Source organism: Brevibacillus sp. NL20B1 (assembly GCF_018195675.1).
Classification (GTDB): Bacteria; Bacillota; Bacilli; order Brevibacillales; family Brevibacillaceae; genus Brevibacillus; species Brevibacillus aydinogluensis.
Map to the genome: position 1 here is coordinate 23,654 of NZ_JAGTPT010000011.1, position 14,051 is coordinate 37,704.

The 14,051-nt window shown below is 59.1% G+C and carries 17 protein-coding genes; all 17 read right to left on the minus strand.

The window, feature by feature from the left end:
* Positions 1 to 140 precede the first annotated feature (140 nt).
* Entirely contained in the window at positions 141 to 419 is a 279-nt protein-coding gene (locus tag KDN35_RS09325; protein WP_212132601.1) for a hypothetical protein, read from the minus strand.
* A gap of 106 nt (positions 420 to 525) precedes the next feature.
* The gene (locus tag KDN35_RS09330; RefSeq protein WP_171567241.1) at positions 526 to 1,143 is read right to left on the minus strand and encodes a DUF4046 domain-containing protein; all 618 of its coding nucleotides are present in this window, start codon (positions 1,141 to 1,143) and stop codon (positions 526 to 528) included.
* Positions 1,144 to 1,235: 92 nt separating this feature from the next.
* The gene (locus KDN35_RS09335) at positions 1,236 to 1,742 is read right to left on the minus strand and encodes a hypothetical protein (RefSeq protein WP_171567258.1); all 507 of its coding nucleotides are present in this window, start codon (positions 1,740 to 1,742) and stop codon (positions 1,236 to 1,238) included.
* Positions 1,742 to 2,161 carry a TadE/TadG family type IV pilus assembly protein gene (locus tag KDN35_RS09340; protein WP_171567240.1) on the minus strand — a complete coding sequence of 140 codons (420 nt, stop codon included), beginning with the start codon at positions 2,159 to 2,161 and terminating at the stop codon, positions 1,742 to 1,744. The genes KDN35_RS09335 and KDN35_RS09340 overlap by 1 nt, the downstream gene beginning before the upstream one ends.
* A 4-nt stretch (positions 2,162 to 2,165) precedes the next feature.
* On the minus strand, positions 2,166 to 2,645 hold the full coding sequence (locus tag KDN35_RS09345; RefSeq protein WP_171567239.1) for a prepilin peptidase: 480 nt from the start codon (positions 2,643 to 2,645) through the stop codon (positions 2,166 to 2,168).
* Positions 2,642 to 2,818, minus strand: a complete 177-nt coding sequence (locus tag KDN35_RS09350; RefSeq protein ID WP_171567238.1) for a pilus assembly protein — start codon at positions 2,816 to 2,818, stop codon at positions 2,642 to 2,644. The genes KDN35_RS09345 and KDN35_RS09350 overlap by 4 nt, the downstream gene beginning before the upstream one ends.
* A gap of 65 nt (positions 2,819 to 2,883) precedes the next feature.
* Positions 2,884 to 3,792, minus strand: a complete 909-nt coding sequence (locus KDN35_RS09355) for a type II secretion system F family protein (RefSeq protein ID WP_171567237.1) — start codon at positions 3,790 to 3,792, stop codon at positions 2,884 to 2,886.
* 4 nt (positions 3,793 to 3,796) lie between these two features.
* Entirely contained in the window at positions 3,797 to 4,696 is a 900-nt protein-coding gene (locus tag KDN35_RS09360; RefSeq protein WP_171567236.1) for a type II secretion system F family protein, read from the minus strand.
* 12 nt (positions 4,697 to 4,708) lie between these two features.
* The gene (locus KDN35_RS09365) at positions 4,709 to 6,193 is read right to left on the minus strand and encodes a TadA family conjugal transfer-associated ATPase (RefSeq protein ID WP_212132602.1); all 1,485 of its coding nucleotides are present in this window, start codon (positions 6,191 to 6,193) and stop codon (positions 4,709 to 4,711) included.
* A gap of 13 nt (positions 6,194 to 6,206) precedes the next feature.
* The gene (locus KDN35_RS09370; protein WP_212132603.1) at positions 6,207 to 7,610 is read right to left on the minus strand and encodes a CpaE/TadZ family protein; all 1,404 of its coding nucleotides are present in this window, start codon (positions 7,608 to 7,610) and stop codon (positions 6,207 to 6,209) included.
* Positions 7,607 to 8,335: an RcpC/CpaB family pilus assembly protein gene (locus tag KDN35_RS09375; protein ID WP_212132604.1), complete on the minus strand. Its 729-nt coding sequence runs from the start codon at positions 8,333 to 8,335 to the stop codon at positions 7,607 to 7,609. Before KDN35_RS09375 ends, KDN35_RS09370 begins: the two co-directional genes overlap by 4 nt.
* Before the next feature lie 122 nt (positions 8,336 to 8,457).
* On the minus strand, positions 8,458 to 8,616 hold the full coding sequence (locus KDN35_RS09380) for a hypothetical protein (RefSeq protein WP_212132605.1): 159 nt from the start codon (positions 8,614 to 8,616) through the stop codon (positions 8,458 to 8,460).
* 572 nt (positions 8,617 to 9,188) lie between these two features.
* Positions 9,189 to 9,953 carry a type III pantothenate kinase gene (locus KDN35_RS09385; protein ID WP_212132606.1) on the minus strand — a complete coding sequence of 255 codons (765 nt, stop codon included), beginning with the start codon at positions 9,951 to 9,953 and terminating at the stop codon, positions 9,189 to 9,191.
* Between the two features lie 11 nt (positions 9,954 to 9,964).
* On the minus strand, positions 9,965 to 10,810 hold the full coding sequence (gene nadC, locus KDN35_RS09390) for a carboxylating nicotinate-nucleotide diphosphorylase (RefSeq protein WP_171567230.1): 846 nt from the start codon (positions 10,808 to 10,810) through the stop codon (positions 9,965 to 9,967).
* Positions 10,800 to 12,422: an L-aspartate oxidase gene (gene nadB / locus KDN35_RS09395; RefSeq protein WP_171567229.1), complete on the minus strand. Its 1,623-nt coding sequence runs from the start codon at positions 12,420 to 12,422 to the stop codon at positions 10,800 to 10,802. The genes nadC and nadB overlap by 11 nt, the downstream gene beginning before the upstream one ends.
* Before the next feature lie 307 nt (positions 12,423 to 12,729).
* A complete protein-coding gene (locus tag KDN35_RS09400) occupies positions 12,730 to 13,152 on the minus strand; it encodes a Fur family transcriptional regulator (protein ID WP_171567228.1) in 423 nt (140 codons plus the stop codon).
* A 30-nt stretch (positions 13,153 to 13,182) separates the two neighbouring features.
* A complete protein-coding gene (locus KDN35_RS09405) occupies positions 13,183 to 14,022 on the minus strand; it encodes a metal ABC transporter permease (RefSeq protein WP_171567227.1) in 840 nt (279 codons plus the stop codon).
* Positions 14,023 to 14,051 lie beyond the last annotated feature (29 nt).

The window sequence follows — 14,051 nt, forward strand, 5'->3', positions numbered from 1 at the left end:
TTACCCCCAATATTTACAAATTTATACATTTATAGACATTTTGCTACATCTCTCGCGCTTCGTCAAATTATTTTTCCATATCGGAAAAATGGGGGATGATCCGCCTCGCACGCACCCGTGCAAGGCGAATCACGAGAGGTCTACTCCACGTAAAAGTAGAGTTCCTCTCCCGTCGCGAGCAGAAGAGCGATTCTTCCCCCGCGCTCCATGACGGTTGGAGCACTCTCCATCGTCACTGCCCCGTCATTGAGTACAACTCTGCTTCCAAATCGGTGCACAGACTCGATCTGGAAGAAACCCTGCGGCATGCGGTCCAGCGACAGATGCCTGCCGGGTTTGTGCTTTTGGTAGCGGACTCGCCTGCCCAAAAGCAGCTCCACGTTTGCGGAGCATTTGTGGTGAGCTTCTACTGTTGCCATGCGCAACGCCTCCTTTTCTCACCAACATACGGCCGTTTCATGTGCTTATAAGCCTATGAAACTACCTTTACCGTATGAAAAGACAGCGCATGGACGCAAATAAATTTTACGGTTCGTTCCACAATTCAGGATCGGCCAGTTCGGGATACATGTCGGTGATCATGTCGAAAGGGGAGAAATACAGGGTATCGACCAGGATTTTCAGCTTGTACTTTCTCAGCAGGCTGTATGCCTGCTCCGTCTTTCCGAAGATGCGGGGAAGCTGCCGCAGGTCCTGCAGCTTCATCAGTTCGCGGCACATGTAGTCAAAGCAGATTTTGGCCCGTTCCTCCCCCTTGACACTCTGAAAGTACAGCGGTGGAAAGTGGCGGCGGACGCCCGCCAGCACTTCCCGGTACACCCACAGCACCTTTTGTTTTTCCGTCATTCGCGGAAGGTACGGATACGCGTATTCGACCATGTAGTAGACGTCCTGCGGCTTCGCCTCGATCGGCGGCTCAATGTACTCGCGGACCAGATGCAGTTTCAGTTCCTTGACGTCCTTGATGCTCATCTCCTTCCGCGCCTGCTCCGGTGTCCATTTTTTTACCTGTTCGATCGCGTACCGCAAGACAAGCTGCACTTTTTGCTTGCGGTATTGTGCATCTTCAAATTCGTACGGCGAAAAGCGCTTCTGTTCTCCGTTGAGAATACGCTTGTACCGTTCGACAATTCTTGACGGCACTGCTCCTCACTCCTGTCCCATTTCTGGAATATATTGTTACGTTACCATGCAGAAATAGGACAAAAATAACAGTTCACCCGCGCTTATCTGGTTCAAAAATCATAGATGCCCGACTGGGACGTTCTGTCCATCCCGGCTTCGACCTCCTGCCACAGGAGGGGAAGTTGGCTGAAAACCTCCACGCGTACGTGATAAATGCCCTGCCGGTACAAATGTTTTTGCTCTCCCTTTTGATGAATGATCACTGCTTCATCCGCCCGCCGTTTGATGGCCGGACTGTTCAGGCGCCACAGAATCTCCGCCTCCTCCCTCGCGCCGCGAACGATGTCGGCCTTGTTCCGCCTCGCTTCCCTCGTCGTGGCAAACAGATACGTCCGCTTGCTGCCCTCATCGTCGATGTACACCCACTTTCCTGCAGCCCGCGCCCCTTTGGACACGATGTCAGCCGTCTGCTGCGCCTGCATGCTCAACAATCCCGCCTGGCCTGTGAGTAGCAGCAGCGATACCAGTCCGCCCAGACAGAGGAGAAAAAAGAGCGCGGTCAACGTGATGGACCCGCGCTCATCAACCAATCGCTCGCTTATCCCGCGCAAGCGCATCAACTTCCTTCCTCCGCGTTTTCGATCATTACGTGGTAGCTTTCCGTCACTTCTTGCGGCGTGCCGGATGCCAGCAGGCGAAATGCGATCGTCGCCTTCGCCTCGACGTGATTTCCTTTTTTCCACGTCCCGCCCGTAAGCGACAGCCGCACCTCCCCCCACGTCATGCCAATGCCCTGCTCCAGCTCCGCCTCGCCCCGTTCCCTGGCGTGGTACTGCGCCAATCCGTAATTGGGCTGCACGGCGGCGATCCGCCCGGCCTCATAGGCGGCCTCCAGCGCTTTTTGCCGGTTGTAGAGAATGGTAAACTGGTCAAACGTAAATACAAACAGTATCCAGACGAGCGGAAATACCAGTACAAACTCCAAGAGCTGGCTGCCACGCTCGTCCCATACGAAACGGCTCCAACGTTTTTTCATCTGCTTACCTCCAGGCCGGCTGCAGCAAATAAGCGGCCAGCAGGAAAACCGCATAGGGAAAAACAAGGGCGGATTCTGCACGACCAGGCAGCCACAACTGCCGATGCGCGATCCAGCCCGCCGCCAGTCCGTGCAGATTGAAGCGCAGCCGCCGCCACGTCTTCGGACGGCAGCAGACTACTGCCAGGCACAGCAGCAGCGAGTGCAAAAACAGCGGATACACCTCCGCCCAACTGGTCCAGGCGCCGACTGCCATCAGCAGCTTCTGGTCGCCCATCCCCATGCCTCGCACCGCGACCGGCCCGACCGTCAGCAAAAACGCCCCCAGCAATCCGCCCAACGCCAGCCATCCCGCTCCGCTCTGCCACTGATAAAGCAGACCAGCGGCCATTGCGGGCATGGTCAACCTGTTCGGCACCTTGCGGCAGCGCCAGTCAGACCACGCAGCGGCCGCCAGCAGGGCGAACAAGACCGCCTCTTTCATTTGCTGAGCTTTTCCTCCAGTTCCTTCAACTTGGCGTCCTCCGCTTCCCCCAGGGTAGCCAGCGTGGGAATGATCAGAATCAGGATGACGGCGATGATAATGACCATCTCCACAATCGTGACGCCATCCTCCTCCCGGGCAAATCTGCGCACGTATTCGCGAACGAGCGACATACAATCCCTCCTTTGCGGTGTGTATTATCACTCTGACAAAAGACAGCGGGCACCGCAAAAAAAAATTACAGCCGCGCGCCAATGCCCATGAATGCTGGCCCCATGACCAGGTACAGCAAAGGGACGCCCATCATCACGATTACAAACGGCAGCAGCCGGACGCTCAGCCGATTCATGTGGGCGGAAACCGCATCTTCCTGCTGGCGGACCTGCTCCTCCACCAGGACGGCCAGCATGGGAGCCACGCTGACGCCTTTGCTGATCGCCTCGTTGATCTCCAAGGCGATGGCCGTCAGCGTATCCACCTCCCAGCGAAAGGCCAGTTCCTCCAGGGCCTTGCGCCAACTGCCGCAGCGCTTCTCTTCCACTTCCAGCCTGGCAAGTTCGCGTCCCAGCCTCCCGTCAAAGCGGCGGGCCGCCTGTTTGACCGCTGCCTGTATCGGCATGCCCGCCTCGACAAGCGCCTGCACAATGCTGAAAAAGACCGGCACCTGTTCCGCCATTTCCGCCTTCGCCCGCTTGTCCGCCCATTCCAGGAGCAGGGTGGGCAGCAAAAACGCCAGGACGGCCCCCAGCATCGGCCAGGCAGCCAGCATACTCCACTCCCGCCCGCTGTACAGCCGGGCAGCCAGCTGCAAGGCCGCTCCCAGCAAGACGGCACCGCCCACTGCCTTGGCCAGGGCCACTTCCGTCACCGTGATTGGGGAGCGCAGCCGGTAGAGCATGTCCGCCGTTTTCTTTCGGTCCACGCCCGTCCATCGGCATAAACAATCCAGCCACCGCTCGCGCCGCTCCAACAGGCGTACGATCGTCCAGGAGGACCGCCGACGGCGAAACGATTCCGCCAAATGGGCCTGCCGCTCCCGCTCCAGCCGCCCAAACAAATCTCCCTCATCCGCAGCCGTCTTTTCCAGGCAGGCCGGCAGCCCAAACAAGAGCACGGCCACCCCGGCCAGCGCGCTGATCAACAACACATGGTCATCCTCCTTTGTGAATGCCTTTGCGGGCGAGGTGGCGAATCACTTCCCCGCCAATCAGAATGGAGAGCAGCGCGCCCAGAATGGACAGGCGTCCTTGAATCGTTGCCGTCAGCGGATCAAAATGGTGCGGATTATTTACGTACAAGGCGGTGACAAAGACAAACGGCATGACGCTCAGCACGTTGACCTGTGCCACGATCTGCGCCGTCGCCGCCCTCTGCCTGCGCAGCGATTGGCGGCGCCTGAGGATGGTGGCCGCCGCCAGATCAAGCGTTCTGGCCATGTCTCCGCCCATTTCCCGCTGAATCTGCACGATGGTCGACAAGTAACGGACATCTGGCGAGCCCGTCCGCCGGTAAAAGGCAGCCATCACCTGTTCCAGCGGCACCTGCGCCCGCAGCAGCTCCACCACCCGGCGGTATTCGTCCGTGACGGTCTTGTTCACGTACGGACTGGCCGCCACTTCTTCAAATGCGTGCAGGTAGGACGGAGAGGTGCGAAGCGAGCTGGCCATCAGGCGAATCGCCTTTACGTTATCCTCTTCAAACCGGTCTTTGCGCCTCGCTCCCAATACGCTGACCAGCCGCTCCGCAAACAGAATGCCGGCAGGCAGGGCGGGCAGCGCCAGCCACCAGGAACGCAAAATCTGCCCGCTCACTCCGTATGCAGCCAGTCCGAACAGGCAGACCAGCGCCACGTACTGATGGACCTCCATTCCTGAACCCGACCGCTGCAGCCGCTCATCCAACCGGTCCCACACGCTCTTTCGCTCCTTTTGAAGCTGTTCGACGATTGCGTGCCTGCCTGCCGATCCCCCCTGCCAGAAACGGCGGGGAAGCAGCAGCAGGACGATTCCCGTGCCTGCCCCGGCGGCAATCACCATCCCGATATCGACCATGATTTGTCCCTCCTACATTGGGATGGGCGTCGGAAAAAAGACTTGTTCCGCCTCTTCCGGCCGCAATCCCTTTTCCAGCCAGCGCCGCACCAGTTTCTCCGGCTTGTAGCCGGTCCATCTGAACTGTCCCACCACTTTGCCGTCCCGTATCCCTGTCGGTTCGTACACATAGATGTCCTGCAAATATACGCGTTCGGCGATGACCTGCCGAACGTTGCAGGCCCGCCGGATCAGCTCCTCGTGCGACTGACCGGTTCCCACCACTTCGGTGATCGCCACCACTTTGCGGCTGCCGTCCTCCTCGAACCGCTTGACCTGCACAATCAGGTCGAGTGCCGAACCGATCATCAAGTTGCGCTCCAACGAACTGTACGTCTCATCCGCTTTGCCGAACAGGATGGGCAGGGTGGAATCAACCAGCGCACGCGGCGAATTGGCGTGGGCCGTGCTCCAGCTTCCCGGGTGGTCGGTATTCATCGCCCACAGCATGTCGACAATCTCCCCTCCACGTACCTCGCCGACGATAATCACGTCCGGCCGTTTGCGCAGCGAAAGACAGACACAATCCCGGATGGAAAACCCGCCTTTTCCCTCATGGTTGGGCGGTTTGGCCAGAAAGCGGCGGACGAACGGATGCTGCAGTTTCAGTTCCAGCACGTCCTCGATCGTGATGATGCTCAAGTGGTGCGGCACGTATTGCGAGATCAGATTGAGCAGATGGGTCTTGCCCGACCCCGTCCCGCCACTGACCAGCCCGGATGCACGGGACAAGCCGACCGCCCACTGCAAAAAGCGAAGCATCGGCTCGCAGATCGAACCGTAGGCCAAATAGTCCGCCTCTGTCAGCAAATCGCGGTGTTTGCGGATCGTCAGCATGTGGCCGTCCGGCGAAATGGAGCGGTGGGCTGCCGCGATGCGTGAGCCGTCTGGAAGCTGGGTATTTAATTCCGCCCTGGTTTCGTTAAACTCCCGACCCATCGAGGCGGCGATCTGCTCCAGCAGGCGGAGCATCTCCTCCTCGTCCCGGAACACGGGAACATCCGGCACTTCCAACCTTCCCGTGCTCTTGCGCTCCACCACCAGGCGGTCGTAGCGGTGAAACAGGATTTCCGTGATGTCCGGGTCCTCCAGCAACGGGTCCAAGGGGCCCCAGCCAATCAGCGAGCGCAGCAGCCGCTCCACCTCGACTTCCAAATGCGCGGAGGCAAGCGACGTGCTGGTCTCCAGCAGCAGGCGGATATCGCGGGACAGTTCCTCCAGATACGCCGGCTGATGCTTTTCCTCCCACAGCCGCTTTCCGTGTTTCTCCACAATTTGCGTCCGGACGGCCGCCTCTGTCTCCGCCGGTATCCGCTTGTCGCCGACCGGCTGCGGCATGTGCATCCGCTCGTTTAGCGTTTGCGGCGCGCGCGCCGTTTCCCGCACATGGGATCGCAGGTCAAACCGCTCCCGTCCTGCCGTTTGAATACCCAGCAGCGTTTTTCGGTCAAAATTCATCACGTTTCCCTCCTTACCGCCACAGCCATTTCAACAAGGCGGGCCGCTCTTTCGCTTTTCCCTTGACGCTGTCGTTTTTGGCTGAATCCATCGGCAGCAGGATGCTGCCGAGCGCTTCGATCGCCTCTTTTGCCGCGCTTCTGCCGGGATGAAGCACCATGGGCGTCCCGGTGTTGATCGACTTTTTCACTTCCGCGTCATCCGGGATCGGGTGGATCTTTTTGCTCGGATGCAGGTGAAAATACGCCCGAATCTCGTCCAGTGTAAACATCTCCCGCTTCTGGATCCGGTTCATGCACAATTGAATCCGCTCCTCCGGATATTCCGCCTCCCGAAGCAGTTTTAACATCCGTTGAATATTTTCAATGGAATCTACGATGGGATTTCCGACCATCACCACACGATCGGCAAAAAACAACGCCTGGATCGTCGCGTCCGTCGTATCGGGTGCCGTGTCGATCAGAATCACGTCGTACGCGCTGTGTTTGAGCGTTTCCAGCATCAGGTACAGGTGGTAGTCGCGAATCTCAAAACTGTGCCGGATGTCCCGCGGCGACGTGAGCACGTGAAGGCCCGTTTCCTCATAGGTAACGACGTACTTGTCCACCTCTTCGGGCTGCATCTGCACGGCCGCGACATACTCCTGCCACTCCTCGGGGCGTACGTCCAGCGTATCTTTGCCGTGACGGCGAACCAGTTCGTGCAGCCGGGCATCGATGTCCTGCACCCAGGTGAACAGGTTGGGCGAACGCGGCAGATTGAGCGACGTGGCAAACGTGCCCAAATCCAGGTTAAAGTCGACTGCCAGCACCTTTAGCGGCCGCCCGTCCCGCTTTTGCAGGGAAAAATAGACCGCCAGCTCCCGCGACAGAAAGGTCTTACCTACCCCTCCCTTGGGGCCGTAGACGGTAATCAGGTGCTTGCTCGACGAGCGGCTTTCCCGGTAAGGCTGGACCGGTTTCGCCTCGGCGACGGCATGAAGACCGGGCGCAGATCCACTCTCTGCGGCAAACGCTGGGGCTCCTCCCGCTTGCACTCCTCCCATCGGCAGCACCTGCAGGGAAGCGTGCTGCATCGCCAGCGCCTCCAACTGTCCGGGCTGGATCGGCTTGGCGATTACCCATATGCCCAGGTTGCGAAAAAACGGTTCCCACGCCAGCTCCCGGGGCTCGCATGCGGCGATATACGCCAAATGGGGAAACGCCAGCCGAAATTGCTGGCACAGCACGCCTCGTTCGGCCTCCCTGATCCCGCCCAGCAGCACCAGATCTGGCCGGACGTCACGCAGCATCCGCCAGGCGGTTTCCACATTTTCCGCCTGGCCGCACGGCTCCAGCCACTGGCTGCCAGCCAACTGCTCCCCAAGCTCGCTGCCCACGGCGGGATCGTCATCCACGATCAGCAGTCGTTTTCTCACGAACGTTCCTCCTCTCCGTCGATCCATCGTTTTTTGGTCTTGATCAAGGCGGCGGCAAACGCCGCGTCACCAATACCTGCTGTTTGCCCGTCTGCCGGTGACGCCTGGCCCAGGCGGATTTTGCCGTAGTGTAGCGCATGGGTAAGCAGAACGGCCTCGTCCATCCTGAGCGACAGGGTCACCGCCTTCAGCCGGGGATGATCCCCCTCCATCTCCCGCTGGACGCCGATGATCGGCATGTTTTTTAAAAGCAGCCCCGTGTGGGCGCCGGCGTCGTCTTCAAACGATGCATACACGTGTACCCGCTCCCCGACAGCGACGTAGGGAGTCACACCCGATACGTTGTCGACGGGGATGCTGATGCCGGTCATGGATGCACCCAGTGCCCGCTCCTGCCCTGCTGCACCCGGCCGTTCCACATCCTCGGCCAACAGCAGCCGGCCTCCCTCTACCCGGCGGGCCAGGGGCAGGCCGACGAAGCGCCGCGCCTCCTCCCACGTGATCAGCCCCGGCACCGGAGACGACTGCATGCGAAACAGGCCGCCAAGCGAAAGCTCCGCCCGCTCCAGGTCGGACGCTTCCAACCGCTGTCCGCTCTCTTTGACCACTCCCTGCCGCAGTTTGACGTAGGCGATCGTGTGCGGCTTCAGCACGTGATACGCACCGGCCGCCACGCAGGCCGCCAACAGCAGGATCGCCACCAGCCGCAGCGGATGTATCGACATCCCGCAACCTCCTCTCCTGTATGCTGCCATCAGCGTACAAAGGGATAACGGGACAAAAAAAGCCGCTCCAGGTGTGGAGCGGCACAGACGGGGGACAAAACGTCTGGGACTGACCGATTTCATTATCCGGTTGGTGCCGGTTTTTCGTTCATCTTCTCGATTACCTCTTCAATTTCAACCCCTGCAAAATCTGTAAACAGATTTTTTATAGCTGCAGCAACAATACCCAGAAGTAACAGCACAAGCAAAACGGCAACCGCCGGAAGGGTCCACTCTCCCACGAAATTCCCCTCCCGATTACGTGTTCCGCCAACCCTGCAGTCATTCTCACTGCTCCGCTCTGCAATTGTCCTTTCACAAACAATCAATTCTCGCTGCGGCTAGAACAGTCTGTATACGTAGGACAAAAACATACCGAAGAAGAACAAGGTAGTGACGCCAATCAGCTTTCGCTCCCGCTCGATATCTATAAACCTAAACACAAAGAACAGAATCAATATGACAATCTTCCAAAGAGCGGATACAAATGGAAACGTAAGGCCGATTCCAAATGCGATCGTTCTCATGACTATAAAACTGGCAGATTTCATTTTCTCCTCATTCACCCCGTTGATTCCCTGCACACGTACAGTCGCCCGGAGCATCGCCATTCTCCTGCACTCGTCATGCTTGTAAGAATGCCGCTTTTATAAATCTATCATGTTCTATCAGCCAAACATTACCATTTCTTATCACAAATGTAAACAAGAAGCTATTGCCGATAAGCCACCGAAAAGAGAAAAGCCGCAGCATTCCTGACGAAGCTGCAGCTTTCTCTTTCCACTGCGCACGCGTTTCTTTGCGCGTACGCCCCTTATTGATTTCGTTCGTAGATCAGGCGAAGTCCCTTCAAGGTCAGGTAGGGATCGACCACGTCGATGCACGATGCCTCATCTGCGACCAACGAGGCCAGGCCGCCGGTCGCCACCACGGTGGGGCGGGTCTTGTGCTCGGCGATAATCCGCCGTACGATGCCTTCCACCAGGCCCACAAACCCGTAGTAGATTCCGGCCTGCATGGCAGTAATCGTGTTGCGCCCCACCACGCTGAGCGGTTTGGTCATCTCGAAGCGCGGCAGCTTGGCAGCGCGGCTCACCAGCGCTTCCGTGGAGACGCTGATCCCCGGAGCGATCGCGCCGCCCCAGTACTGTCCCCGTTCGTCCACGTAGCAAAACGTGGTGGCCGTCCCGAAGTCGACGACGATCAGCGGCGCGCCGTAATGATGGATGGCCGCCACCGCGTTGACGATCCGGTCCGAGCCCACCTCGCGGGGATACTCGTACTTGATGTTGAGGCCGGTCTTGATCCCCGGTCCGACGATCAGCGGCTTGATGCGGAAGTATTTGTCGCACATCCGCTCGATCGTCAGATTCAGCGGCGGCACCACCGAAGAGATGATCACCCCGTCCACCTGATCCAGCGTCAGGCCGACGCTGTCAAACAAACTGCGGACCAGCATGCCGTACTCATCCTCGGTCTTGTTGCGGTCGGTGGCGATCCGCCAATGGTGCCGCAGCTCTTCGCCCGTATACAGTCCCATGACAATATTGGAGTTGCCGACATCCATCACCAGTAGCATGCGGGTTCCCCTTACCGTTTACGTGTATTGAGATCGAGACTGATATCCAGCGCCTTGACCGAATGCGTCAGCGCCCCGACGGAGATGACGTCCACACCTGTCTCCGCGATGGAACGGATTGTGTCCAGCGTGACGCCGCCGGAGGCTTCCACCACGGCGCGGCCGCCAATCAGCGTCACCGCCTGTTTCATTACGTCCAGCGGCATGTTGTCCAGCATGATGATGTCCGCCCCTGCGTCCAGCGCCTCCTGCACCTGGTCGAGCGTCTCCGTCTCCACCTCAATCGTCATCGTGTGCGGAACCGCCGCCCGGGCCGAAGCCACCGCCTGGGCAATGCCGCCGGCGCCCTTGATGTGGTTGTCCTTGATCATCACCGCGTCATACAAGGCGTAGCGGTGGTTGTGACCGCCGCCGACGCGGACCGCGTACTTCTCCAGCATGCGCAGCCCCGGTGTGGTTTTGCGCGTATCCACCACCCGCGCCTTGGTGCCGGAGACCGCTTGGGCGTACTCGCTGGTCCGGGTGGCGATGCCGGAGAGGCGCTGCAGCAGGTTGAGCGCCAGCCGCTCTCCGCTGAGAATGGAGCGGACCGAACCGCTCACTTCGGCGATCTGCTCCCCCTTTTCGACGCGGGCCCCTTCCTTCACCAGCGCGGTAAAGGACAGCGTCGGGTCCACTGTTTCAAACACCAACTGCGCCACCGGCAGACCGGCGATGACGCCCGCTTCCTTTGCGTACAGAATCCCGACGCCCTGCGCCGTTTCCGGGATGGTGCTCATCGTAGTCACGTCGCCAAATCCGATATCTTCCTGCAGCCACTCTTCGATTTTGCGCTGCAATTCCCGTTTACTCCACATCGTACTGTTCACTCTCCTCGCGCACGCCTTCGCCGATCGATTGGATGATGTGCTTGCGCCAAATCAGGTCGTCCTTGTTGGGGAAATCAATGCGATAGTGACCGCCCCGGCTTTCCTCCCGCAGCAGTGCCGCGCGCGTCGTCAGCACGGCGGTATTCAGCAGGTTGAGAAACTCAAACGATTCCCGGTCACTGTACGTTCCGTAACAAAACTGCTGCATGCGCTCCAGCTCGTCCAGCGCTTTTCGCAGTCCTTTCTCATGCCGTTTCAAGCCCACGTGGCGCAGCATCAGTTTTTGCAAGCGGACCCGCTGTTCCCGCGTGTCCACGCTGCGGGATGTCCGCTTTGGCTCCACCGCGGCAAACGGACGCACCTCGGGCAGCGGCGTCAGCTCGCGGATGCGGCGAACGATGCGGTGACCGAACACCACCGCCTCCGACAGCGAGTTGCTCGCCAGCCGGTTGGCACCGTGCACCCCCGTGCAGGACACCTCGCCGCAGGCAAACAGCCGCCTGGTGGAGGTCTCGCCATTCAGATCCGTCTGCACCCCGCCCATGATGTAGTGGCAGGCGGGCGCCACCGGAATCCAGTCCGTCACCATGTCCAGCCCGTACTGCAGGCAGAACCGGTAGATGGTCGGAAACCGGTGCTTGATCAGCTCTTCCGACTCATGAGTAATATCCAGGTATACGTAGGACGAATGGGTCTTTTCCATCTCCGACACAATCGCCCGGGCCACGACGTCGCGGGGAGCCAGTTCTTTTTGCGGGTGGTATTTTTCCATGAACCTCTCGCCGCTGGTGTTGCGCAAAATGGCTCCTTCCCCGCGCACCGCCTCCGAGATGAGAAAACGGGGCGCTCCCGGGTAGTATAGCGCGGTGGGATGAAATTGAATAAACTCCACGTCCTTGATCCGTGCCCCGGCGCGGTACGCCATCGCGATCCCGTCCGCCGTGGCGATGTCGGGGTTGGTCGTGTAGCGGTAGAGCTGTCCCGCTCCCCCCGTCGCCAGCACGGTTGCGTTTGATTCGAGGAAAAACAGGCCGCCTTCCTGGTTCTGCACGATGACTCCGACGCACTCGCCGTCCTGTGTCACCACATCGATCGCGAAGTGGTTTTCCAGCACGGTGATGTTGGCTTGATCGCGCACACGGGCGGACAAGGCGCGGACGATCTCCGCCCCGGTCGCGTCGCCGTGGGCGTGCAGGATCCGCCGCTTGCTGTGCGCTCCCTCTTTGGTCAGCTCATAGCGCCCCTGGGCGTCCTTGTCAAATTTCGTACCGTACGCGATCAGCTCTTTCAACCGCTCCGGTCCTTCGTGCACCAGCACCTCCACCGCTGCGTACGAGCAGAGGCCCGCTCCGGCGATCAACGTATCCTGCCGGTGCAGCGCGGGGGAGTCCGATTTGGCCGTCACAGCGGCGATCCCTCCCTGGGCCCAGCGGGTATTGCTGTCGTCCAGCCCCTTTTTGCTGATCAGTACCACGTCGGCGTACTCGCTCGCCTGAAGTGCCGTGTACAACCCGGCAATCCCGGCGCCGATCACCGCCACATCCGTTTTTACACGAGGCAGCGTATGCAGGTCAAAGTCAACGATATAACGGGGAATCATGCCGCTGTGTCCCTTCTCTCTTCCGTGTGATCAAATGGCACATCTTGTCCCACTCATTATAGCAAATACCCGTTTGCCGCCAAAAGCCGGTATGCCGCCCGATAAACAAGCAGATGGCCGATCGCCGCTCGGTTTCAGCCAGCGGAAAACATTTGTTACTACCCGGCTCCCCCAAAAACGGGAGCGGCAAAAAAGAAAACATGCCGCCCATCTTCAGGCAGCATGTTTCGCTCATGCGTTCGCTGGCGTCCAATCCATTACGTCCCATTCACAGTGAGAGCGCCTTTTTTCCTGTACAGACGGCCGCTCACTGTGCCGGCCGGCACTCCTTGCACGTACCGTATACCTCAAATTTGTGGCCGGTCACCTGGAATTCCTCCGGGATCGATTGCAGCACGCTCATCGGACAGCCGGGCAGTGCCGACGTCTTGCCGCATACCGTGCAAATCACGTGATGATGGTGGTGGCCGTCAACCGAGCAGGCCAGCCGGTACTTTCCTTCCCCGTCCAGCTCCGTCTCTTCCAGGATGCCCAGTTTCACAAATGTGGAGATGTTGCGATAGACTGTGTCAAAGCTGAGAGAGGGGTAGTGGTCCCTGATTCGCTCCATGATTTCCTTGGCCGACAGGTACCGTTTCTCTTCCGCGCAGATGCGGATCATCTCTTCCCGTTTGCCGGTGTATTTGTATCCGTTTTCTTTCAATATCTGCAGCGCTTCTTCTACCGTCATCGCCAACGCTCCTTCCCGCTTACTATGGTCTTACCGCAGAGCGGCCCTCAGCCGTTTCACTCCCAATACCGCAACCAAGATGAGAACAGCCATCAATACAATGGTACCACCTGAAGCCCAGTCCAGCAGATAAGCAAGGTAGAGGCCGACCAGCACGGACATCTCCGCGAAGACGATCGCGTACAGGATCGTCTGGCGGAAGCTGCCGGCAATCTGCAGGCTGGCCGCCACCGGTATGGTGATCAGCGCCGAGATCAAGAGCACGCCGACAATCCGCATCGACGCCGCGATCGTCAGCGCGACCAGCACCATGAACCAGAGGTTGATCGACCGGCGAGCCACCCCGGAGACGCGGGCAAATTCCTCGTCGAACGAGACGGCAAACAGCTCCTTGTACAGCAAAAACACGGTGACCAGCACCACCGCCGCCACGCCAATCAGCGCATACAAGTCGTCCTTGGTCACGGCGACGATCTTCCCGAACAAGTACGAGTACAGGTCGGCGTTAAATCCTTTGGCGATGCTGATCAATACCGTAAACAGCCCCAGCCCGCCGGAGATGATGATCGGTATCGCCAAATCCTGATACGATTTGTATACCTTTCTCAACCGCTCGATAAACAGCGATCCTGCCACCGAAAACAACATGCCGAAAAACAGCGGATTGACCGCTTGAAACAGCGCCACCTTTTTGGACAGCAGCATCCCCGCCGCGACGCCGGAAAGCGTCACGTGGGACAGTCCGTCCGCCATCATCGACAGGCGGCGCACAATCAAAAACGTCCCCAATATGGGACAAATCAGTCCGATCAGCACCCCGGACAGCAGGGTGTAACGCAAAAAGTCATACTGCCACCAGTCAGCCAGCATGGTCATGCTCCTTCTTTCCGTTCCCCGAT